Below are 19,657 nucleotides of genomic sequence, written 5' to 3'. Positions count from 1 at the left end.
ATCGAAGCCTACTCGGCGGCGGCCTTGGCCGCGTCCCCGCCGAACTTGGCGTGCAGTTCGCCCGAGTGGTAGCGCTTGGCCATGGTCGCGGTCGACAGCGCCTTGATCTTGTCGGCGTGGCCGGCCGAGCCGAACTCGACGAAGCGGGCCTGGCAGACCTTGCGCATGGCTTCCTTGGCGGGTTTCAGATAGGCGCGCGGATCGAACTCGCCCGGCTTCTCGACCAGGATCTTGCGGATCGCGCCGGTGATGGCCATGCGGTTGTCGGTGTCGACATTGATCTTGCGCACGCCGTGCTTGATGCCGCGCTGGATCTCTTCGACCGGCACGCCCCAGGTCTGGGGCATCTCGCCGCCGTACTGGTTGATAATGTCCTGCAGGTCCTGCGGGACCGACGACGAGCCGTGCATCACCAGGTGGGTGTTGGGCAGGCGGCGGTGAATCTCTTCGATCACGTTCATGGCCAGGACGTCGCCGTCCGGCTTGCGCGTGAACTTGTAGGCGCCGTGGCTGGTGCCCATGGCGATGGCCAGGGCGTCGACGCCGGTCTGGGCGACGAAGTCGACCGCCTGGTCCGGATCGGTCAGCAACTCGTCATGGCTGAGCTTGCCCTCGAAGCCGTGGCCGTCCTCGGCCTCGCCCATGCCGGTCTCCAGCGAGCCCAGCACGCCCAGTTCGCCTTCGACCGAGACGCCGCAGCTGTGGGCCATCTGCACCACCTTGCGGGTGACCTCGACATTGTACTCGTAGGAGGCCGGGGTCTTGGCGTCTTCCATCAGCGAGCCGTCCATCATCACCGAGGTGAAGCCGTACTGGATCGCCGTCGCGCAGGTCGCCGGGCCGTTGCCGTGGTCCTGGTGCATGCAGACCGGGATGTGCGGATAGATGTCGACCAGAGCGTCGATCATCTTGGCTAGCATGATGTCGTTGGCGTAGTTCCGCGCCCCACGCGACGCCTGGATGATCACGGGCGAGTTGACGGCCTCGGCCGCCTCCATGATCGCCAGGCCCTGTTCCATGTTGTTGATATTGAAGGCGGGCAAGCCGTACTCATGCTCGGCGGCATGGTCCAACAGCTGGCGCAGCGTGATGCGAGCCACGTAGTTCTCTCCTGCAAGCGTTAAGTGGTTGGGTCGTTTCTTGTTCTTGGGGCCGTGACGCTTGTGCGTTCTCTGCCCGTTTAGTCAGTCTGCGTACTTAAACTCTTCCGATCTTCCCGGCGAATGCCGGGACCCAGATCCCAAGGCGCTTGGTCTGATTGGAAGAACGCGGTGTTCTTGGAAATCGCTTCAGCGCTCGTCCATCTGGGCCCCGGCATTCGCCGGGGAGATCGGAGAAAACTAGTCAGATTCTCAAGCCTCCAAGGCCGCGACGCCCGGAAGCGTCTTGCCCTCCATCCATTCCAGGAACGCGCCGCCGGCGGTCGAGACGAACGTCATGTCGGCCGACACGCCCGCGTGGTTCAGGGCCGACACCGTATCACCGCCGCCGGCCACGGCCACGATCTTACCCGATTTCGCCAGTTGCGCGGCGTGCTTTGCCGCCGAAACGGTCGCCTCGTCGAACGGAGGGACTTCAAACACGCCCAGCGGGCCGTTCCAGATCAGGGTCTTGCTGGCGTCCATGGCCGCCAGCAGGGTCTTCACCGTCTCGGGGCCGGCGTCCAGGATCAGGTCGTCGGGCTGGACGTCATAGACATTGCGGGTCTCGGCGTGGACGCCCGGCTTGACGCTCTTGGCCACCACCACGTCGGTCGGCAGCAGCAGCTTGCAGCCGGCCGCGCCCGCCAGGTCGATGATCTCCAGGGCGGTGTCGGCCAGGTCGGGCTCGCACAGCGAGGCGCCGACATCGATCTTGGCCGCGTGCAGGAAGGTGTTGGCCATGCCGCCGCCGATGGCCAGATAGTCCAGCTTGGTCACCAGATTGCGCAGCAAATCGAGCTTGGTCGAGACCTTGGAGCCGCCGACGATGCCGATGACCGGCTTCTTGGGATTGCCCAGGGCGGCGTCCAGGGCTTCCAGCTCGCGCTGCATCGCCAGGCCCGGATAGGCCGGCAGCAGGTGGGCCAGGCCCTCGGTCGAGGCGTGCGCGCGGTGGGCGGCGCTGAAGGCGTCGTTGACATAGACGTCGCCATTGGCGGCCAGGGCCTTGGCGAAGTCAGGATCGTTCTTCTCCTCGCCGGCGTGGAAGCGGACGTTCTCCAGCAGGGCCACGCCGCCGTTCTCCAGACCGTCGACGACCTTGGCCGCTTCGGGGCCGATGGCGTCCGAGGCGAAGGCGACCGGCTGCTCCAGCAGCGCCGACAGCGGCTCGGCCACGAAGGCCAGGCTCATCTCCGGAACGACCTTGCCCTTGGGCCGGTCGAAGTGGGCCAGCAGCACGACCTTGGCGCCTTGCTGGGACAGGTAGTGGATGGTCGGCAGGGCCGCGCGCAGGCGGGTGTCGTCGGTGATCTTCCCGCCATCGACCGGCACGTTGAAGTCCACCCGGACCAGGGCGCGCTTGCCGGCGAGATCGGCGGTGTCGAGGGTGCGGAAGGTCATCGGTCGTCCTGCGGTGGGTGAACCTCGTCCTTCGACAAGCTCAGGATGAGGTTCAAGAGATCGGCAATAGCCCTCATCCTGAGCCTGTCGAAGGACGAGGGCGGGCCAAGGAAAACCCCGCTCCTTGCGAGAGCGGGGTTTGGTGGTGCGTTCCTTACAGGAACTTCGCCATCTCAAGAGCGGTGTCGCTCATGCGGGTCGCGAAGCCCCACTCGTTGTCGTACCAGCTGAGCACGCGGACCAGCTTGCCCTCGATGACCTGGGTCTGGGGCAGGGCGGCCGTCGAGCTGGCGGCGATGTGGTTCAGGTCCGACGAGACCAGCGGGTCGGTCGTGGTGAACAGCACGCCCTTCATCGGACCGTCGGCGGCGGCCTGCAGGGCGGCGTTGACCTCGGCGGCGTCGGTGTCGCGCGTCGGCACGACCTTCAGGTCGATGACCGAGACGTTCGGGGTCGGGACGCGGATCGACGAGCCATCCAGCTTGCCCTTCAGTTCCGGCAGGACCAGGCCCAGGGCCTTGGCGGCGCCGGTCGAGGTCGGGATCATTGAGAGGGCCGCGGCGCGGGCGCGATAGAGGTCCTTGTGCATGGTGTCCAGCGTCGGCTGGTCGCCGGTGTAGCTGTGGATCGTGGTCATGTAGCCACGCTCGATGCCGACCAGGTCGTGCAGGACCTTGGCGACGGGGGCCAGGGCGTTGGTGGTGCACGAGCCGTTCGAGACGACGATGTCGTCGGCGGTCAGGGTCTCGTGGTTGACCTTGTAGACGATGGTCTTGTCGGCTCCGTCCGCGGGAGCGGACACCAATACGCGCTTGGCGCCGGCTTCCAGGTGCAGGGCGGCCTTGTCGCGGGCGGTGAAGATGCCGGTGCACTCGAACGCGATGTCGACGTTCAGGTCCTTGTGCGGCAGATCCTTGGGATCACGGATCGCCGTGACCTTGATCTTGCCCATGCCGACGTCGATCCAGTCCTCGCCCGAGGTGACCACGCCCGGGAAGCGGCCGTGGACGCTGTCGTAGCGCAGCAGGTGGGCGTTGGTCTCGACGGGACCCAGGTCGTTGATGGAGACGACCTCGATGTCGCGGCGGCCATGCTCGGCGATGGAGCGCAGGACCAGACGTCCGATGCGGCCGAAGCCGTTGATGGCGACGCGAATAGCCATGGGTCGTTCTCCTGTTATGACCGCGCGATCGAGTTCGATCGGCGTTCCCTATTTGGGTGCGCGTTTTGCGGGGGAAAGGCGCTGAGTCAAGGCCTAGAAACTGACACGGCTTCGGTAAATGCTGCTATGGGCTCCGCGCCGCCCAAATGTCGCCCTGACGACTGGCATAGACGGGGCTCATCTATATGTTGCGTCGCATGATTGGAAATCGCCGATGATCCCGGCCGACGGTACGGCCCTCGACCTGGCCGTGCGCCGTCTGGAGCGCGCGGTGGCTCAGCTCGAGCAGCGCCAGGCGGCCAAGGCCGCCGAGGTCGAGCGCGCGCTCGCGGCCGCCGCCGCCGCGCCCGCCGCGTCATCGTCCCCCGCCGAGCCGGGCCTCTTCGATGACGAAGAGCGCACGCGCCTGGTCGCCGACCTGGAAGCCGCCCGCGAACGTGAAAAGGCGCTGGAGGAAGCCGGCGAGCAGGCCTCCGCCGCCCTGGGCCGCGCCATCGCGGAGATCCGTTCCGCGCTCGGCGACGAGTTCGTGGCCAATGACGACCACGCGCATGACGACGACGAAGCCGAGGACGCCGTCGCGCCGCTGCAGGACGACGACCTGTTCGACGCGCCCAAGGCAGGCGATCCCAAAGTCAGCGATCCCAAAGTCCGCGATCGGGGGGAGGCCTGACGCATGGCCCAGGTGACCATCCACGTGAACGGCCGGCCCTACATGGTTGGTTGCGAGGACGGCCAGGAGCCGCATCTCTCGGAACTGGCGCGGCTGTTCGACCGCCAGGTCCGCCAGGTCAGCTCCGACGTCGGCCAGTTGGGCGAGACGCGGCTGTTCCTGATGGGCGCCCTGCTGCTGGCCGACGAGCTGTCGGACATGAAGCTGCGCCTGGCCCACGCCAACGCCGAGATCGCCCGCCTGAACCAGGACGGCACCAAGGCCGAGATCGCCGCTATCCGCGCGCTCGACGCGGCCGCCGAGAAGATCGAGAAGCTGGCGGCGGAGTAGGCGCTCCGCTCGCTATAACTTGAGGTTGTTCTCTCCGCTGTATTCCCTACCCTCGGGGCCTGTTTCGGAAGAGGGCTTCGATGAGAGTGCTGGCGACGTTCGGGCTTCTGGGCTTGGCCTTGAGCGGCCCCGCCATAGCGGCGGATTCCACTGCCGCCGCGTTCGGCGCGCGCGAATACATCCAGCAGATCAGCCTGTCGCCCGACGGCCAGAAGGTGGCGATGATCGTCCCGACTGCGGGGCGCGGCGTCCACCTGGAGGTGGTCGACACGGCCGCTTCCGGCCCGCCTAAGCCGATCCTCGCCTCCAGCGGCAGCCCCGAACGGCTGACGAGCTGCCGTTGGTCGACCAATACGCGCCTGGTCTGCCAGATCTATGTCGTCGTGAAGGACGCGCAGAATCGGCTGGGCTTCACCCGCCTGATCGCGATCAACAGCGACGGGGGCGACCTGAAGGTGCTCAGCGCCCAGACAAACGACCGCTCGTTGCGGATGTCGCAGAACGGCGGCGTGGTGATCGACTGGGCCACCGACGACGCGCCGGGCGGGATCCTGATGACCCGCGACTATGTGCCGGAACGCGGCACTGGCACCCACCTGGCCAACGAAGACGACGGCCTGGGCGTCGATCGCGTCGACACGACAACCTTGGCTCGCCGGTCCGTCGAGAAGTCAAACCTCAACGCCATCGAATATATCAGCGATGGGCGCGGGACCGTCCGGGTGATGGGCGTTCGGCCGACGCGGTCGTCGGGCTACGCCAGCGACAGGATCCTCTATTTCTATCGCCAGCCTGAACGCCGCGACTGGCTGCCGTTGGGCCAGCTGACCCTCGGCGCCACGGGCTATAGCGGCTTCAGCCCCGAAGCCGTCGATCCCAAGCTCAATGTCGTCTACGGCTTCGACGTCAAGGACGGCCGCCTGGCCTTGTACAAGACGGCGCTGGACGACAGCCTCAAGCGCGACCTGGTGCTGGCGCGGCCGGACGTCGACGTTACGGGCCTTGTTCGGATCGGTCGCCAGAACCGCGTGGTCGGCGTCTCCTACGTCACCGACAAGCGCGAGACCGAATTCTTCGACCCCGACTTGCGCAAGTTGGGTCTGGCGCTGGGCAAGGCGCTGCCGGGTCGCCTGGTCACGTTCGTCGACGCCTCGGCCGACGAGTCCAAGCTGCTGCTGTTCGCCGGCGGCGACAGCGATCCGGGCCTCTACTACCTCTATGACAAGACCACCCGGAACCTGCAGGAGCTGATCGCCGCCCGGCCGCAGCTGGAAAAGTTGAAGCTGGCCACGGTGAGGGCGGTGACCTATCCGGCCGCAGACGGCACGCAGATCCCGGGCTACCTGACCCTGCCGCCGGGCAGCGACGGCAAGAACCTGCCGACGATCGTCATGCCGCACGGCGGCCCCGGCGCGCGCGACGAATGGGGCTTCGACTGGCTCGCCCAGTATTTCGCCCAGCAGGGCTACGCCGTCTTGCAACCCAACTATCGAGGCTCGGCCGGCTATGGCGCCGACTGGTTCCAGAAGAACGGCTTCCAGTCCTGGCGCACCGCGATCGGCGACGTGAATGACGGCGGCCGCTGGCTCGCCCAGCAGGGGATCGCCGCGCCGGGCAAGCTGGCCATCGTCGGCTGGTCGTACGGGGGATACGCGGCGCTGCAGTCGGCGGTGCTGGATCCGGACCTCTTCAAGGCTATCGTGGCGATCGCGCCGGTCACCGATCTGGAGACCCTGCGCGCCGAGTCGCTGAACTTCACCAACTACCTCCAGGTCAGTGAATTCATCGGCAAGGGCCCGCACGTGACCGAGGGCTCGCCCGCCCAGAACGCCGCGAAGATCAAGGCGCCGGTCCTGCTGTTCCATGGCGACCTCGACGCCAATGTCGGGATCGGCGAGTCGCGGCTGATGGAGCGCAAGCTGCGGGACGCGGGACGCAAGGCCGAGTTGGTCGAGTTCAAGGGATTGGACCACCAGCTCAACGACGACACGGCGCGAACCGAGATGCTGACCAAGACCGACGCCTTCCTGAAGGCGTCGCTGGGCCTCTGATCGTCGCCTGCGACGCGGGCGCCTCTATCGCTGGGGCGCCCAACCCCCTATATTGATCCACGGCGGGTCTTGCTGTGGCTCTCGTCGAAGATTTCTATTCCCAGGGACCTTAATCTCTCTATCGGGACCTGTTCCCTCCCGTGGCCGTGGCTGCGGGAACACGGGGCCCACCTGTTACTGACAGGTTCGAGTGGATTGAAACGTCTTCACGGTTCTTCGCGGCGCCGCCACCTTTCTTCCCGAAGCGATGGTCTCCTATAAGCGACGGATGGCGATCACCGATCCTGTCGCGGCCAAGACGGCCCTGCGCGTCTTTCTGCGCAACCAGCGCAAGCAGCTGGCGCTGGAGCACCCCGAAGCCGACTGGATGATCGCCGAGGTGGCGCGCGAGCCGCTGGCGCGACTGTTCTCCGATCCCGCTGGTAAGGTCGCCGCGCTCTATCACGGGCTTGGCTCGGAGGTGTCGCCGCGCATCCTGGCCGACCAGATGCGGGAGGCCGGTTGGACGATCGCCCTGCCGGCCGTCGAGGACGCCGAGACGCGCCGCATGGTGTTCCGCGCCTGGGACGTCAGCCAGCCGCTGGTCCATGACGCCATCGGCCTGCGCGGTCCCCCGCCGACCCAGCCGGTCGTGCTGCCGGACCTGGTCATCACGCCGCTGCTGGCCTTCCAGCGCGACGGCCTGCGCCTGGGGCAGGGCGGCGGCTATTACGACCGGGCGCTGGAAGCCCTGAGGGCTCGCAAGTCCGTTGTCGTGCTGGGCCTGGCCTACAGTGGCCAGCAGGCGGAGAATTTGCCGCACGAGCCGCACGATCAAAGGCTGGACGCTATTCTCACCGAAAAAGAGTATATCGCGGTCAATGACATGGGCCGCCCAGGCCCTCCTTAAGGACTTTCGATGCGTTTCGCCTTCTTCGGCGATGTCGTCGGCAAGTCGGGCCGCGACGGCCTGGCCGACCATCTGCCCGATCTTCGCCGCCGGCTCTCCCTCGAGTTCGTGATCATCAACGCCGAGAACGCCGCGGCCGGCTTCGGCATCACCGAGAACACCGCACGCGAGCTGTTCGAGGCTGGCGCCGACTGCCTGACCCTGGGCAATCACAGCTGGGACCAGCGCGAGGCTCTCACCTATATCGTCCGCGAGCCGCGCCTGATCCGGCCGGCCAACTACCCGATCCTGTCCGACGCCCCGGGGCGCGGCAGCCATCTCTTCCAGACCGACAGTGGCAAGACGGTGTTTGTCGTCAACCTGCTGGGCCGGGTGCACATGGACGCCATGGACGACCCGTTCGCCGCCGCCGACCGTGAGCTGGACAAGGCCCCGCTGGGCCAGGTGGCCGACGCGGTGATCGTCGACATGCACTGCGAGGCGACGTCGGAGAAGATGGCCATGGGCCACTATTGCGACGGCCGCGCCTCTCTAGTGGTCGGCACCCACACCCACGTCCCGACCGCCGACTGCCAGGTGCTGCCGGGCGGCACCGCCTACCAGACCGACGCCGGCGCCTGCGCCGACTATGACAGCGTCATCGGCAACCAGAAGGAAGAGCCTCTGCGGCGCTTCACCACCAAGATCAGCGGCGGGCGCTACACGCCGGCCTCGGGGCCGGCGACGGTGTGCGGCGTGTTCGTCGAGACCGACGACCGCACGGGCCTGGCGGTGCGTGTCGAGCCGATCCGCGTCGGCGGGCGGCTGCGGCAGTCGATCCCGGAAGTCGCCTAAGCGGTCGGGAAGTATTGGAAGAACGGCTCGGCCTCGGCCAATACGCGCTGGACCGAGGGGCGGCTCTTCAGGCGCTCCAGATAGGCCAGGCACAGCGGCCAGCGGTTCCCAAAGGGCGCTTCTGGCGCCTGGACCTTGTCGGCGTAGAACAGCGCCGGCATCGCCGCGCAGTCGGCCAGGCCGAAGTCGCCGCACATCCAGTCGCGGCCGTCGGCCAGTTCCTTTTCCAGGTGATCGCAGGCCGTGGCCAGTTGGGCGTAGGACTCCCGGACGCCGTACGGATCCTTGCCAGCCTCCGCCGGCCGGATGCGATCGGCGACGATGCGCTGCATCGGGTGATGGATGTAGTGGTCGAAGAAGCGGTCCCAGAACCGCGTCCGCCAGGCCAGGTCCGGGTCCCGCGGTACGAACCGCACGCGGCCCGGATAGCGCAGGTCCAGATAGTCGAGGATGACGCTGGTCTCGAGCACGGTCTCGTCGCGGGCCTCATCGCGCAGCGCCGGCATCTTGCCCATCGGCGACAGCTTCAAGAACGCCTCGCGTCCGGACGGATCGCCCAGGTTGACCATCACGTTCTCGAAGGCGATGTCGTTCTCGTAGAGGCCGATCAGCACCTTCCAGCAGAACGAGGACAGCGGGTGGGCGTGTAGCGTCAGGCTCATCGGTCGCTCCCTGATACTTAAGTTATCGCCTAACTATCATCGGGGCGGGACGAAGTGCAAGCGCCGGCCGGCGCCCCTTGGGGGTGACAAAACCCGCCCTCGGGGGCTAGAAGCGCCCACACTCCATTTTTCAGACCAGAGACAGAGCCTCCGAATGGCCGGCCACTCGAAATTCAAGAACATCATGCACCGCAAGGGCCGCGCCGACGCCGCGCGCTCCAAGCTGTTCTCCAAGCTGTCGCGGGAAATCACCGTCGCGGCCAAGACCGGCCTGCCCGACCCGGCCATGAACCCGCGCCTGCGCCTGGCCGTGAACAACGCCAAGGCCGAGAGCCTGCCCAAGGACGTCATCGACCGCGCGATCAAGAAGTCGCAGATGGGCGACGCGGCCGACTATTCGGAAATCCGCTATGAAGGCGTCGCCGCCGGCGGCGTCGGCATCATCGTCGAGGTGCTGACCGACAATAAGAACCGCGCCGCCGCAAACGTCCGGTCCTACTTCACCAAGATCGGCGGCAACATGGGGGCCACCGGCTCGGTGACCTTCAACTTCGATCACGTCGGCCAGATCACCTACCCGGCCAAGGCCGCGTCGGAAGACGCCATGATGGAAGCCGCCATCGAGGCCGGCGCCGACGATGTCACCTCGGACATGGACGAGGAGGGCGAAGGCCACACCATCTACACCGCCTTCGAAAGCCTGAACGAGGTGGCCGCCGCCCTGGAAGCCAAGTTCGGCGCGGCGTCGAACACCAAGATCGCCTGGCGCCCGAAGATGCAGGTGCCGGTCACGGGCGACTCGGTCGCCACCCTGATGAAGCTGCTCGACCTGCTGGACGACGACGACGACGTCCAGAACGTCTATTCGAACGAAGACATCAGCGACGAAGACCTGGCCAAGCTGGGCTGACGCTCTTGGGGGAGGTCCGAATGGGCCTCCCCTTCTTACTTCCAGTATTTCCAGCGACGAGGCCCCGGTGACCTTTTCCGCCCCGAACGCCCTGGCTGAAGTCGACCTGCCCGGACTGCCCAACCACTATCGCGGCAAGGTGCGGGACAATTACGACCTGCCGGACGGCCGCCGGGTGATCGTGGCGTCCGACCGTCTCAGCGCCTTCGACCGCATCCTGTGCGCCGTGCCGTACAAGGGCCAGGTGCTGACGCAGACGGCGCGCTACTGGTTCGACGCCACCGCCGATATCTGCCCCAACCACGTCCTGGCCTATCCGGACCCGAACGTGCTGATCGGCCGGCGTCTGGAGATGCTGCCGGTCGAACTGGTGGTGCGCGGCTATCTGGCCGGGACCACCTCGACCTCGATCCTGACGCTCTACAACAAGGGCGAGCGCGAAATGTATGGCGTGCGCCTGCCCGACGGCCTGCGCGCCAACCAGCGCCTGCCCGAGCCGATCCTGACCCCCACCAGCAAGGCCGCCGACGGCGATCACGACGCGCCGCTGTCGCCCGCCCAGATCCTGGAACAGGGCCTGCTGACGCCCGAGCAGTGGGACCAGCTCAGCGCCTACGCCCTGGCCCTGTTCGCGCGCGGCCAGGCCCTGGCGGCCGAGCGCGGGCTGATCCTGGCCGACACCAAGTACGAGTTCGGCCTCGACGCCGACGGCGCCATCGTCCTGGCCGACGAGATCCACACCCCCGACAGCAGCCGCTTCTGGAAGGCGGCGACCTACGACGCCAGGTTCGCGGCCGGCGAGCGCCCCGACAGCTTCGACAAGGACTTCGTCCGCGCCTGGGTGGCCCAGCGCTGCGATCCCTACAACGACCCGATCCCAGAAATCCCCACGGACCTGATCCGGCAGACCTCGGACGTCTATATCGAGGCGTTCGAGACGATCACCGGCCAGGCGTTCCAGCGCCCCGCGGCGGACGAGCCGATGATGGCGCGGGTGAAGCGGAATTTGGACGCCTACCTGGCGGGTTAGGCGGGGATTGATCTCTCTCGCCGCTCTTCTCGCCGTCATGGGGCGCGGCTAGACTGCGGACATGGTCCTGCGGGTTCACATCGACACCGATTGCGGCGTGGACGACGCCCTGGCGCTGACGCTTCTGGCCCGCGCGCGACAGGCCGTGGACGTGGTCTCGGTCTCGGCCGTGTTCGGCAACACCTATGTCGACCAGGCCGCCGCCAACGCCCGGGGCGTGCTGCGGCTGGCCGGCTGCGGGGCCGAGGTCTATATCGGCGCCGGCTCGGGCCTGGCCCGCCGGCGGGTCGAGCGGATGCGGCCCGCCCACGGAGTCGACGGCCTGAACGGCGCGGGCTTCTCGCAGCGCTGGAAGCTGCCCGAGCTGGAGCGCGGCCATTCGGCCAACTTCCTGGCCTTCGCCGCGCGTCGCAAGGTGATGGGGCTGTTCCTCGGCCCCTTGACCAACCTGGCCAAGGGGCTGCTGGAAGACCCCGCCGCCTTCCGCGACTGGCGGCCGACGATCATGGCCGGCGCCTTCGAGGTGGCCGGCAAGGCGGCCGGCGGCGCCGACTTCAACAGCTGGAGCGACCCGGAGGCCCTGCAGCGCACGCTGGAGGGCCGGGTCATGCCGCGCCTGATGCCGATGGATGTCACGCACCAGGTGTCGGTCACCGCCGAGGACCTGGCCAAGGGCGCGGCCTGCTGCGGCTCGCCTTTGTCCCAGCGCTTGATCAAGGCGGCCGGGCCCTATATCGCCTTCCATCAGCAGGTCTGGGGTGGCGAAGGCTGCCGGCCGCACGACTCGGTGGCGGCCGCCAGCCTGATCGCGCCCGAGCTCTTCAGCTTCACGCCCGCGCGCCTGCGGGTGGTCGTCGACGGCGAGCGCCAGGGCCGCGTCGACCGCATCGACGGCGCGCCCAACGCCGAGGTCTGCACGGGCCTCGACGTCGCCGCCGTCAAACGCCTGATCCTGGGCGGCCTGTTCGGCTGGAGCGCGGTGGAGGCGGCCTGAGTCTCGCCCCGGCTTCCTAATGCGGCTGGCGCCACTGGGCGGCGCGTTCGCGGACCAGCTCGCGCATGAACTGGTCGAGCTCGGCCAGACGGCGATCCATCTCGCCCACCGGCACGCCGTTCCAGACCGCGTGATCATAGGCCGACCGCGCTTCGCGAAGATTTTCGCCGGCCTGGTAGCGCTCGGTTATGTAGAGGGTCTCGAGAAGCTTGGTCGGTCGGTCGAGCTTCTCGTGCTTCATCGACCAGTAGCTGACCATGTACTCGGCCAGGATGCCGTCGTCCGATGTCTCGACCATCGTCCGTCTCCCTTTACGCTGGAGCGGAGATAGGGAGATCGGACGACGGTTCCAGAGGCGAAGGGCGTCTATTTGCCGCCCGCGTAGTCCTTGATCAGGGCGTAGAGGAAGTCGCGGCCGTCATAGAGCGACTTGACCCGGATGCGCTCGTTCAGGCCGTGGATGCCATCGCCGTCCGAGCTGCCGAACAGGCCCGAGACGCCATAGGTCGGGATGCCGGCGGCGTTGGTGTGGACGCCGTCGGTGGCGCCGGTCAGCAGGATCGGCACGATCGGAACGCCGGGCCACAGCTTGGCGGCTTCCTTCTCGATCGGGCCCATGATGGCCGGCGTCAGGGGCGGCGGCGGCGAGACGCTGTTGGGCTCGTGGGCCAGAGTCACGGCGACGGGCGCGCCCGCCAGTTCGGCCAGCTTGGTCCGGACCTCCTCGACCGGCGTGCCCGGCAGGATGCGGCAGTTGACGTTGGCCGTGGCGCGCTGGGGCAGGGCGTTGGGCGCGTGTCCGGCACTGACCATCGTGGCCACGCAAGTGGTGCGCAGCATCGAGTTCCACATCGGGTCGGCGGTCACGGTCTTCAGGGCGGCGGGATCGTTGATGTTGGCGACCAGCGCCTTCATCGCCGCCGCCTGCTCGGCCGGCACGCGGGCCTGCATCTTGGTGAAATAGCCGCGCGTGGCGTCGTTGAAGCGCGGCGGGAAGCCATAGGCGCCGATCCGGTCCAGGCCCGCCGACAGCTGGTAGATGGCGTTGGCCGGGACGGGGCGGCTGGAGTGGCCGCCGGGATTGGTCACGGTCAGGGTGAAGTCCTGATAGACCTTCTCGCCGCCCTGGACCTCCAGCACGACGGGCTTGTCATGCTCGTCCAGCAGGCCGTCGGCGCCTTCGTTCAGGGCGAATTCGGCGTCGACCAGCGGGCGGTGGTTCTTCACCAGGTCCTCGATGCCGTTATAGGCCTCGCTCTCTTCGCCACAGGTCAGGGCCATCTTGATGTCGCGCCTGGGCTTGAAGCCGGCCTGCTTCAGGCGGACCAGGCTGTCGACCCAGATGGCCGCCTGGGCCTTATCGTCCGAGGTCCCGCGCCCGAAGAAGTAGCCGTTCTCCTCGACCAGCTTGAACGGGTCGCGGGTCCAGTCGGCGCGGTTGGCCTCGACCACGTCGATATGGGCCAGCAGCAGCATGGGCTTGGATTTCGGATCGGTCCCGTGAAGGATCGCCACCAGGCTGCCCTCCTTGGGATGGCCGTCGGCGACCACGACCTTGACATCCTCGGCCGGGAAACCCGCCGCCTTCAGCCGCGCGCCCATGGCCTCGGCCGCTTGGGTGCAGGAGCCGACCGACAGGGTGGTGTTGATCTCGACCAGCTCCTTGTAGAGGTCGCGGAAGGCCAGTTGGTCGGGGCGGACGGTCTTGGGCGGTTCGGCGACCTGGGCGCTCGCCGTCGTCGCGAGGGCCACAAGGGCGCCCGCCATCATCCAAACCGACCGTTTCATCCGTACTCTCCCCAATGAACCTGGGCGCGAGGAGAGCCCGCCAGCGCTCGCGGCGCAAGGGCCGCCGTTAACGCCTCGTTAGCAAAGGACTGGCTTTTCGTGGGGCCGGGAAAAGGCGATGGTGCGAGAACACATGATGAACGCGAATCGCACGCCAATCCGAATCCTGGGGCTCGATCCCGGTCTGCGCCGCACCGGCTGGGGCGTGCTGACGGTCGAGGGCTCGCGCATGAGCCATGTCGCCCACGGGGTGATCGTTCCCGACGAGAAGGCTGACTTCGCCCAGCGCCTGCTGCATCTGTTCGAGGGCATCTGCGCGGTGATCGAGCAGCACAAGCCCGACGAGGCGGCGGTCGAGGAGGTGTTCTTCAACACCAACGCTCAGTCGACGCTGAAGCTGGGCCACGCCCGCGCCGCCGCCCTGATCGCGCCGGCCCGCGCCGGGCTGCTGGTCGCTGAGTATTCCACGCGTCTGGTCAAGAAGGCGGTGGTCGGCACCGGCGCGGCCGACAAGGCCCAGATCGGCTTCATGATCGCTCGCCTGCTGCCCACGGCCGGCAAGACCACGGCCGACTGCGCCGACGCCCTGGCTGTCGCCATCACCCACGCCAATCTGCGCGTCGCCAATCGGAGGGTCGCATGATCGGAAGATTGCGGGGCGCCGTCGCCGAGGTCGGCGAGGAAGAGGCTCTGATCGACGTCATGGGCGTCGGCTACGTCGTCCGCTGCGGCCACCGCACGCTTCAGCGCCTGCCGGCCCTGGGCGAGGAGACCTTGCTGCACATCGAGAGCCAGTGGAGCGAGAGCGCGGGCCTGCGGCTCTACGGCTTCGCCACGCGCGAGGATCGCAAGGCCTTCGTGCTGCTGCAGGCCATCCAGGGCGTCGGGCCCAAGGCCGCCATGGCGGTGCTGGACGTGCTGTCTCCGGCGGAGCTGGCGTCGGCGGTGGCCCGCGAGGACAAGGCCGCTGTCGGCCGCGCCAACGGCGTGGGACCCAAGCTGGCCCTGCGCATCGTCACTGAACTGAAGGACAAGCCGATCACCGACGGGCCGGTGCTGACAGCCGCCCCGGCCTCGGGCGCGACCGCCGCGCCCGCCAAGCCCGCGCCCACCGGCGACGCCGTCGCCGCCCTCATGGGGCTGGGCGTCGCCGAGGTGAACGCTCGCCGCGTGGTGGAGGCCGCCGCCGATCGCCTGGGCGAAGAGGCGACGGTGCAGGCGCTGATCAAGGCCGGCCTGCAGGAGCTTGGGCGATGACCCGCGTCATCTCCGGCGAGCCCCAGCACGGCGACCATGTTCCCGCGACCGACCGCGCTCTGCGCCCGCAAACCCTGGCCGAGTTCGTCGGTCAGGAGCAGGCCAAGGGCAATCTGCGCATCTTCATCGAGGCCGCCAAGGGGCGGGCCGAATCCCTGGACCACGTGCTGCTGTTCGGTCCGCCGGGCCTGGGCAAGACCACCCTGGCCCAGATCATCGCCCGCGAACTGGGCGTCAATTTCCGCGCCACCTCCGGCCCGGTGCTGAACAAGCCGGGCGACCTGGCCGCGATCCTGACCAATCTCGAGCCGAACGACGTCCTGTTCATCGACGAGATCCACCGCCTGTCGTCGAACGTCGAGGAAATCCTCTATCCGGCCATGGAGGACCATGTGCTGGACCTGGTGATCGGCGAGGGACCCTCGGCGCGCTCGATCCGCATCGACCTAGCGCCCTTCACCCTGGTGGCCGCGACGACCCGGGCGGGGATGCTGGCCACGCCCTTGCGCGACCGCTTCGGCATTCCGATCCGGCTGGAGTTCTACACCCCCGCCGAGTTGCGCCACGTGCTGCTGGGCGCGGCCCGCAAGATGGGCGCGCCGCTGTCCGAGGACGGGGCCGACGAGATCGCCAAGCGGGCTCGCGGCACCCCGCGGGTCGCCGGCCGTCTGCTGCGCCGTGTCCGCGATTTCGCCGAGGCCGACGGCGCGGCCGTCATCGACCGCAAGGCCGCCGGCCTGGCGCTCGCCCGGCTTGAAGTGGACGAAGTGGGCCTCGACAGTCTCGACCGTCGCTATCTGCGCGCCCTGATCGAGCACTATGGCGGCGGCCCGGCCGGGGTCGAGACCATCGCCTACGCCATCGCCGAGGCCCGCGACGCCGTCGAGGACGTCATCGAGCCCTATCTGATGCAGCAGGGCTTCATCCAGCGCACGCCCCGCGGGCGGGTGGCCTGCGGCAAGGCCTATCTGCACCTTGGCCTGAAAGCGCCGCCGGCCCCGACGGGGCAGGGCGGCCTGTTCGACGAGTAGAACCGCCATGCGCAAGGCCGCCGTCACGCTGCAGGTCGTGGCCACCCTGGCCATCTCGGTCCTGGCGATCCGCGCGGCCGGCGGCTCGTCCCCGGCGATGATCCTGCAGGTCGCCGCCGGCGTGGTCGGGGCGCTCTCGGCGATCGTTATCGCCTGGCTCGTCCGGCCGCCGGGGCGCATCGCCGCCGTGATCGTGCTCGCGCTGACGCTGGCCATCGAGGCCTACATCCTGGTGGCCGGCGTCTCGATGGAAGGCGTCCGCCGCTGGGTGGCGCTCGGACCGCTGCAACTGCACGCCGCCTCGCTGCTGGTCCCGCTGGCCGCCTGGACCGCCGCCCAGCGCCTCGACGCCATCGTCGCCTTACTGCTGGCCGCGACCCTGGTCGTCCTCGCCGCCCAGCCCGACGCGGCGTCCGCGCTGGCCCTGACCCTGGCGCTCGGCGTCGTGGCCCTGGTCGACAAGTCCAAGCGCCGCCTGGCCGGAATCCTCGCCGTCATCGGCGCGGCCGGCGTCGCCTGGGCGCTGAGCCGTCCCGATCCCCTGCCGGCCGTCGACCACGTCGAACTGGTTGTCCGCCGCGCCTTCGAGGCCTCGCCGACCTTGGGCCCGCTCGCGGCGGTCGCGCTGATCGCCGTGCCGATGGCCATGCTCTGGAGTCGCCGCGCCCCCGCCGCCCTGGCGCTGGCCGCCGCCTGGGCCGGCTTCGTCCTGGCCAACCTGATCGCCAACTATCCCGCGCCGGTGATCGGGGCGGGGGCGGCGCCGGTGCTGGGGTGGTTGATGTCGATGGGGCTGACGTTCGCGACGCCAGCGGCTAAGCAGTCCTCATGACGACCCCGCCCGAACCCACCGCTCCTGAACCGACGGCCGGCGTGTTTTCCGGCCGCGAGCATCAGCTGCCCGTGCGGATCTATTACGAGGACACCGACTTCTCGGGGATCGTCTATCACGCCAACTACCTGCGCTACATGGAGCGGGGGCGCAGCGACTTCTTCCGCATGGTCGGAATCTCGCACACCGCGCTGGCCAAGGCCGACACGGCGTTCGCGATCATCCACATGACGCTGGACTTCAAGCGCTCGGCGCGGATCGACGACGCGCTGATCGTGCGCACGACCTATGACCGGGTGAAGGGCGCGCGGCTCTATGTCAGCCAGAAGGTGACGCGCGGCGACGAGGTGCTGGTCGAGGCCCGGGGCGAGGCGGTCTGCATCACCCTGGACGGCCGTCCGCGTCGTCCGACGGCGGAGATGCTGGCGCAGCTGGCGCCGTGGCTGATCAGCGACGACGAATAAACAAACAGCGTTTTTCGGGATCGCTCGACGATTGTCATAGTTTCACCCAAGCGTCGCTTCATGCCATACGGCGCGTGATAAGAGTTTCAGACGCCCCAACGGAGCCATAACCCGCATGGACGCCTCGGCAGCCGCCCCGAATTTCTCGTTCTTCGCCCTGTTCATGCAGGCCGACTGGGTCGTGAAGGCCGTCATGATCGGCCTGATCCTGGCGTCTCTGGGCTCGTGGGCCGTGATTCTGGACAAGCTGGTTCGCTTCGCGGGCCTGAACCGCGCCGCCGACCGCTTCGAGGAGCAGGTCTCGGGCGGGCGTTCGCTGGAGGACGTCGCGGGCGAGGCCGGCGCCAATCCGCGCCACGCCCTGCCGCGCATGCTGCAGGCGGCGCTGAAGGAATGGCGCGACGCCAAGACCAAGGGCGCCATGAGCGAGAACCAGGCCGGTTTCCTGATCGCCCGCATCGACCGCATCCTGGACGCCCAGATCGCCCGCGAGAACGCCAAGGTCGAGGAAGGCCTCGGCAGCCTGGCCATCGTCGCCACCGCCAGCCCGTTCATCGGCCTGTTCGGCACCGTCTGGGGCATCATGCACGCCTTCCAGAACATCGCGATCTCGAAGAACACCTCGCTGGCCGTCGTGGCCCCGTCGATCGCCGAGGCGTTGTTCGCCACGGCCGTCGGCCTGATCGCCGCCATCCCGGCCTATATCGCCTACAACAAGTTCTCGACCGACGCGGGCAAGTACGCCGGCCGCCTGGAAGGCTTCGCCGACGATCTGTCGACCGCGATCCAGCGTCGCCTGTCGGACCGGGTCTAGGCCGATGGCGATGTCGTCCAACGACGCCTTCGCGACCGGCGGCGGCCGGGGCCGTCGTCGTCGCGGCCGCCGCTCGCGCGGGGCCCTGTCCGAGATCAACGTCACCCCGCTGGTCGACGTGATGCTGGTGCTGCTGATCATCTTCATGATCAGCGCGCCGCTGCTGACCGCCGGCGTGCCGCTGGAGCTGCCCAAGACCGAAGCCGCCGCCCTGCAGAATCAGGACGAGCCGATCACAGTGTCGATCAACCGCGAGGGCAAGATCTTCGTCGGCGAGACCGAGATCCCGTTCCAGAACCTGGCCCCGCGCCTGACCGCGATCGCCGGCAGCGGCTACGACAAGCCGATCTTCGTCCGCGCCGACGGCGGGGCGACCTATGCGGTCGTCGCCCAGGTGATGGCGGGCCTGTCGAACGCGGGCTTCAACAAGATCAACCTGATCACCGAGACGGGCGGTCCCTCCACGGGCGCGGCGCCGAAGGATGCTCAGCCGGAGGGCTCGGGCGACCTGCGGCCGGCGCAATAGGGGCGGCCAGGAAAGCTTGATGAGCGTTCGCCGCGAATCCCCGATCTCTCCGGGCCTGCTGGCCTCGATCGCGCTGCACGCGGCCGTGGCGGCGCTGATCGCGTTCGGCCTGCCGTGGAAGCAGTCCAAGCCGATCACCATCGGCGAGTCGGTGCCGGTGACCATCGTCACCAACGGCCCGACCAATGTACGTCCCGCCGAGGAAGCGCCCGAGGAGCAGACGGCGCAGACGCCGGATCCGGTCCCGGAGGCCACGCCGCAGCCGCCGGCTCCGACGCCCGCGCCCACGCCGACCCCGGCTCCCGCGCCGCCGCCCAAGCCGACGCCCGTTCCAAAGCCGGCCGTTACGCCCAAGCCGGCCAAGCCGACCCCGACGCAGAAGAAGCCGGACACCGACTTCTTCGCCTCGCTGGAAGCCTCGATCGCCAAGTCCAAGAAGGCGACGGGCAAGCCGACCGCCAACGCCCCCAAGGGGCCGGCCCGGGCGGAGACCTCGGTCTCGGCCCGCCCGGCCATGGGCGCGGCGACGGGGCTGTCCGCCGCCGCCCTGGGCCGCCTGCAGGGCGAGGTCCAGGACCGCTGGAACCCCAACTGCGAGGTCGAAGGCGGCGCCAACGTCAATGTCCGCGTGGTGTTCGTGATCGGACCGGGCGGCCGGGTCGTCGGTCAGCCGGAGTCGCCGGGCACGTCCTCGCCCGATCCCGTGGTGAAGGCGGCTTCGGACCGCGCCATCCGCGCGCTGTTCGCCGCCTCGCCGTTCGCCTACCTGCCGTCCGACCTGTACGGTCAGAAAATCGCCCTGAACTTCAACGCAAAACAGGCCTGTTCGCGTTGATGCTCGGAAGGATCAAGAAGGAGACTTCGATG

At 68.3% G+C, this 19,657-nt stretch carries 22 protein-coding genes, 1 other RNA gene and 1 pseudogene; 17 read left to right on the top strand and 7 right to left on the bottom strand.

All coding sequences use genetic code 11. The annotated features are described in order from the left end of the window. Positions 1 to 8: 8 nt before the first annotated feature. The 4 genes and pseudogenes from fba to gap form a co-directional block, all read right to left on the bottom strand. Positions 9 to 1,100 (bottom strand): class II fructose-bisphosphate aldolase, encoded by a 1,092-nt coding sequence (gene fba, locus AC1RNC_RS13245; RefSeq protein WP_492886880.1) that lies wholly within the window; start codon positions 1,098 to 1,100, stop codon positions 9 to 11. Positions 1,101 to 1,352: 252 nt separating this feature from the next. Continuing rightward, on the bottom strand, positions 1,353 to 2,543 hold the full coding sequence (locus AC1RNC_RS13240; RefSeq protein WP_492887220.1) for a phosphoglycerate kinase: 1,191 nt from the start codon (positions 2,541 to 2,543) through the stop codon (positions 1,353 to 1,355). A 21-nt stretch (positions 2,544 to 2,564) separates the two neighbouring features. Further along, positions 2,565 to 2,642, bottom strand: a pseudogene (locus AC1RNC_RS13235) (hypothetical protein); the annotation flags it as partial. 55 nt (positions 2,643 to 2,697) lie between these two features. Then, positions 2,698 to 3,705 (bottom strand): type I glyceraldehyde-3-phosphate dehydrogenase, encoded by a 1,008-nt coding sequence (gap, locus tag AC1RNC_RS13230; protein WP_492886878.1) that lies wholly within the window; start codon positions 3,703 to 3,705, stop codon positions 2,698 to 2,700. A 214-nt stretch (positions 3,706 to 3,919) separates the two neighbouring features. Between gap and AC1RNC_RS13225 the strand changes: the two genes are divergently transcribed. From AC1RNC_RS13225 to AC1RNC_RS13200, 6 genes are all read left to right on the top strand, one after another. Then, positions 3,920 to 4,378, top strand: coding sequence for a hypothetical protein (locus tag AC1RNC_RS13225; protein WP_492886876.1), 459 nt, complete (start codon positions 3,920 to 3,922; stop codon positions 4,376 to 4,378). Positions 4,379 to 4,381: 3 nt separating this feature from the next. Next, the gene (locus tag AC1RNC_RS13220; RefSeq protein ID WP_099575970.1) at positions 4,382 to 4,708 is read left to right on the top strand and encodes a cell division protein ZapA; all 327 of its coding nucleotides are present in this window, start codon (positions 4,382 to 4,384) and stop codon (positions 4,706 to 4,708) included. Positions 4,709 to 4,788: 80 nt separating this feature from the next. After that, positions 4,789 to 6,759 (top strand): alpha/beta hydrolase family protein, encoded by a 1,971-nt coding sequence (locus tag AC1RNC_RS13215; RefSeq protein ID WP_492886874.1) that lies wholly within the window; start codon positions 4,789 to 4,791, stop codon positions 6,757 to 6,759. Positions 6,760 to 6,825: 66 nt separating this feature from the next. Then, positions 6,826 to 6,988: non-coding RNA, 6S RNA (gene ssrS, locus AC1RNC_RS13210), on the top strand. 39 nt (positions 6,989 to 7,027) lie between these two features. Continuing rightward, the gene (locus tag AC1RNC_RS13205) at positions 7,028 to 7,648 is read left to right on the top strand and encodes a 5-formyltetrahydrofolate cyclo-ligase (protein WP_492886872.1); all 621 of its coding nucleotides are present in this window, start codon (positions 7,028 to 7,030) and stop codon (positions 7,646 to 7,648) included. Between the two features lie 9 nt (positions 7,649 to 7,657). Continuing rightward, the gene (locus tag AC1RNC_RS13200; protein WP_492886870.1) at positions 7,658 to 8,482 is read left to right on the top strand and encodes a TIGR00282 family metallophosphoesterase; all 825 of its coding nucleotides are present in this window, start codon (positions 7,658 to 7,660) and stop codon (positions 8,480 to 8,482) included. On the opposite strand, the gene AC1RNC_RS13195 is transcribed toward AC1RNC_RS13200, so the two are convergent. Further along, positions 8,479 to 9,144 (bottom strand): glutathione S-transferase family protein, encoded by a 666-nt coding sequence (locus AC1RNC_RS13195; RefSeq protein ID WP_492886868.1) that lies wholly within the window; start codon positions 9,142 to 9,144, stop codon positions 8,479 to 8,481. The two genes, AC1RNC_RS13200 and AC1RNC_RS13195, sit on opposite strands and share 4 nt — an antisense overlap. A 154-nt stretch (positions 9,145 to 9,298) precedes the next feature. Here AC1RNC_RS13195 and AC1RNC_RS13190 point away from each other — a divergent pair, with 154 nt between their 5' ends. The 3 genes from AC1RNC_RS13190 (at position 9,299) to AC1RNC_RS13180 (ending at position 12,078) form a co-directional block, all read left to right on the top strand. After that, the gene (locus AC1RNC_RS13190; RefSeq protein ID WP_492886866.1) at positions 9,299 to 10,054 is read left to right on the top strand and encodes a YebC/PmpR family DNA-binding transcriptional regulator; all 756 of its coding nucleotides are present in this window, start codon (positions 9,299 to 9,301) and stop codon (positions 10,052 to 10,054) included. A 67-nt stretch (positions 10,055 to 10,121) separates the two neighbouring features. Then, positions 10,122 to 11,084 (top strand): phosphoribosylaminoimidazolesuccinocarboxamide synthase, encoded by a 963-nt coding sequence (locus tag AC1RNC_RS13185; RefSeq protein ID WP_492886864.1) that lies wholly within the window; start codon positions 10,122 to 10,124, stop codon positions 11,082 to 11,084. Between the two features lie 61 nt (positions 11,085 to 11,145). After that, positions 11,146 to 12,078, top strand: a complete 933-nt coding sequence (locus AC1RNC_RS13180) for a nucleoside hydrolase (protein ID WP_492886862.1) — start codon at positions 11,146 to 11,148, stop codon at positions 12,076 to 12,078. Between the two features lie 16 nt (positions 12,079 to 12,094). On the opposite strand, the gene AC1RNC_RS13175 is transcribed toward AC1RNC_RS13180, so the two are convergent. Both AC1RNC_RS13175 and AC1RNC_RS13170 read right to left on the bottom strand, forming a co-directional pair. After that, on the bottom strand, positions 12,095 to 12,376 hold the full coding sequence (locus AC1RNC_RS13175) for a hypothetical protein (protein ID WP_492836885.1): 282 nt from the start codon (positions 12,374 to 12,376) through the stop codon (positions 12,095 to 12,097). A gap of 68 nt (positions 12,377 to 12,444) precedes the next feature. Continuing rightward, complete coding sequence (locus AC1RNC_RS13170; protein ID WP_492886860.1) at positions 12,445 to 13,866, bottom strand: M20/M25/M40 family metallo-hydrolase; 1,422 nt, start codon at positions 13,864 to 13,866, stop codon at positions 12,445 to 12,447. A gap of 121 nt (positions 13,867 to 13,987) precedes the next feature. On the opposite strand from AC1RNC_RS13170, the gene ruvC reads away from it, so the two are divergent. The 8 genes from ruvC to tolA all read left to right on the top strand — a co-directional run bounded on the left by ruvC (position 13,988) and on the right by tolA (position 19,625). Beyond that, a complete protein-coding gene (gene ruvC / locus AC1RNC_RS13165; RefSeq protein ID WP_492887219.1) occupies positions 13,988 to 14,509 on the top strand; it encodes a crossover junction endodeoxyribonuclease RuvC in 522 nt (173 codons plus the stop codon). Continuing rightward, positions 14,506 to 15,123, top strand: a complete 618-nt coding sequence (gene ruvA, locus AC1RNC_RS13160; protein WP_492836887.1) for a Holliday junction branch migration protein RuvA — start codon at positions 14,506 to 14,508, stop codon at positions 15,121 to 15,123. Before ruvC ends, ruvA begins: the two co-directional genes overlap by 4 nt. Continuing rightward, positions 15,120 to 16,154, top strand: coding sequence for a Holliday junction branch migration DNA helicase RuvB (gene ruvB, locus AC1RNC_RS13155; protein ID WP_492886858.1), 1,035 nt, complete (start codon positions 15,120 to 15,122; stop codon positions 16,152 to 16,154). Before ruvA ends, ruvB begins: the two co-directional genes overlap by 4 nt. Positions 16,155 to 16,161: 7 nt before the next feature. Beyond that, the gene (locus AC1RNC_RS13150; RefSeq protein ID WP_492886856.1) at positions 16,162 to 16,986 is read left to right on the top strand and encodes an FtsW/RodA/SpoVE family cell cycle protein; all 825 of its coding nucleotides are present in this window, start codon (positions 16,162 to 16,164) and stop codon (positions 16,984 to 16,986) included. Then, positions 16,983 to 17,450 (top strand): tol-pal system-associated acyl-CoA thioesterase, encoded by a 468-nt coding sequence (gene ybgC / locus AC1RNC_RS13145; RefSeq protein ID WP_492886854.1) that lies wholly within the window; start codon positions 16,983 to 16,985, stop codon positions 17,448 to 17,450. Before AC1RNC_RS13150 ends, ybgC begins: the two co-directional genes overlap by 4 nt. A gap of 115 nt (positions 17,451 to 17,565) precedes the next feature. Next, on the top strand, positions 17,566 to 18,264 hold the full coding sequence (gene tolQ, locus AC1RNC_RS13140; protein ID WP_125159123.1) for a protein TolQ: 699 nt from the start codon (positions 17,566 to 17,568) through the stop codon (positions 18,262 to 18,264). 4 nt (positions 18,265 to 18,268) lie between these two features. Beyond that, positions 18,269 to 18,790: an ExbD/TolR family protein gene (locus AC1RNC_RS13135; protein WP_492886852.1), complete on the top strand. Its 522-nt coding sequence runs from the start codon at positions 18,269 to 18,271 to the stop codon at positions 18,788 to 18,790. A 19-nt stretch (positions 18,791 to 18,809) separates the two neighbouring features. Beyond that, on the top strand, positions 18,810 to 19,625 hold the full coding sequence (tolA, locus tag AC1RNC_RS13130; protein WP_492886850.1) for a cell envelope integrity protein TolA: 816 nt from the start codon (positions 18,810 to 18,812) through the stop codon (positions 19,623 to 19,625). Positions 19,626 to 19,657: the final 32 nt, after the last annotated feature.

Source organism: Caulobacter sp. GW822-FHT01G02, assembly GCF_058802865.1.
Note: the sequence above shows the minus strand (reverse complement) of the source record. Positions and strands in the feature narration are given on the sequence as shown.

What these genes read in the sequence shown, in the direction of transcription:
- AC1RNC_RS13240 (WP_492887220.1), bottom strand. Translation starts at nt 2,543, where the DNA reads ATGACCTTCCGCACCCTCGACACCGCCGATCTCGCCGGCAAGCGCGCC.
- gap (WP_492886878.1), bottom strand. Translation starts at nt 3,705, where the DNA reads ATGGCTATTCGCGTCGCCATCAACGGCTTCGGCCGCATCGGACGTCTG.
- AC1RNC_RS13225 (WP_492886876.1), top strand. Translation starts at nt 3,920, where the DNA reads ATGATCCCGGCCGACGGTACGGCCCTCGACCTGGCCGTGCGCCGTCTG.
- AC1RNC_RS13220 (WP_099575970.1), top strand. Translation starts at nt 4,382, where the DNA reads ATGGCCCAGGTGACCATCCACGTGAACGGCCGGCCCTACATGGTTGGT.
- AC1RNC_RS13215 (WP_492886874.1), top strand. Translation starts at nt 4,789, where the DNA reads ATGAGAGTGCTGGCGACGTTCGGGCTTCTGGGCTTGGCCTTGAGCGGC.
- AC1RNC_RS13205 (WP_492886872.1), top strand. Translation starts at nt 7,028, where the DNA reads ATGGCGATCACCGATCCTGTCGCGGCCAAGACGGCCCTGCGCGTCTTT.
- AC1RNC_RS13200 (WP_492886870.1), top strand. Translation starts at nt 7,658, where the DNA reads ATGCGTTTCGCCTTCTTCGGCGATGTCGTCGGCAAGTCGGGCCGCGAC.
- AC1RNC_RS13195 (WP_492886868.1), bottom strand. Translation starts at nt 9,144, where the DNA reads ATGAGCCTGACGCTACACGCCCACCCGCTGTCCTCGTTCTGCTGGAAG.
- AC1RNC_RS13190 (WP_492886866.1), top strand. Translation starts at nt 9,299, where the DNA reads ATGGCCGGCCACTCGAAATTCAAGAACATCATGCACCGCAAGGGCCGC.
- AC1RNC_RS13180 (WP_492886862.1), top strand. Translation starts at nt 11,146, where the DNA reads ATGGTCCTGCGGGTTCACATCGACACCGATTGCGGCGTGGACGACGCC.
- AC1RNC_RS13175 (WP_492836885.1), bottom strand. Translation starts at nt 12,376, where the DNA reads ATGGTCGAGACATCGGACGACGGCATCCTGGCCGAGTACATGGTCAGC.
- AC1RNC_RS13170 (WP_492886860.1), bottom strand. Translation starts at nt 13,866, where the DNA reads ATGAAACGGTCGGTTTGGATGATGGCGGGCGCCCTTGTGGCCCTCGCG.
- ruvA (WP_492836887.1), top strand. Translation starts at nt 14,506, where the DNA reads ATGATCGGAAGATTGCGGGGCGCCGTCGCCGAGGTCGGCGAGGAAGAG.
- ruvB (WP_492886858.1), top strand. Translation starts at nt 15,120, where the DNA reads ATGACCCGCGTCATCTCCGGCGAGCCCCAGCACGGCGACCATGTTCCC.
- AC1RNC_RS13150 (WP_492886856.1), top strand. Translation starts at nt 16,162, where the DNA reads ATGCGCAAGGCCGCCGTCACGCTGCAGGTCGTGGCCACCCTGGCCATC.
- ybgC (WP_492886854.1), top strand. Translation starts at nt 16,983, where the DNA reads ATGACGACCCCGCCCGAACCCACCGCTCCTGAACCGACGGCCGGCGTG.
- tolQ (WP_125159123.1), top strand. Translation starts at nt 17,566, where the DNA reads ATGGACGCCTCGGCAGCCGCCCCGAATTTCTCGTTCTTCGCCCTGTTC.
- AC1RNC_RS13135 (WP_492886852.1), top strand. Translation starts at nt 18,269, where the DNA reads ATGGCGATGTCGTCCAACGACGCCTTCGCGACCGGCGGCGGCCGGGGC.
- tolA (WP_492886850.1), top strand. Translation starts at nt 18,810, where the DNA reads ATGAGCGTTCGCCGCGAATCCCCGATCTCTCCGGGCCTGCTGGCCTCG.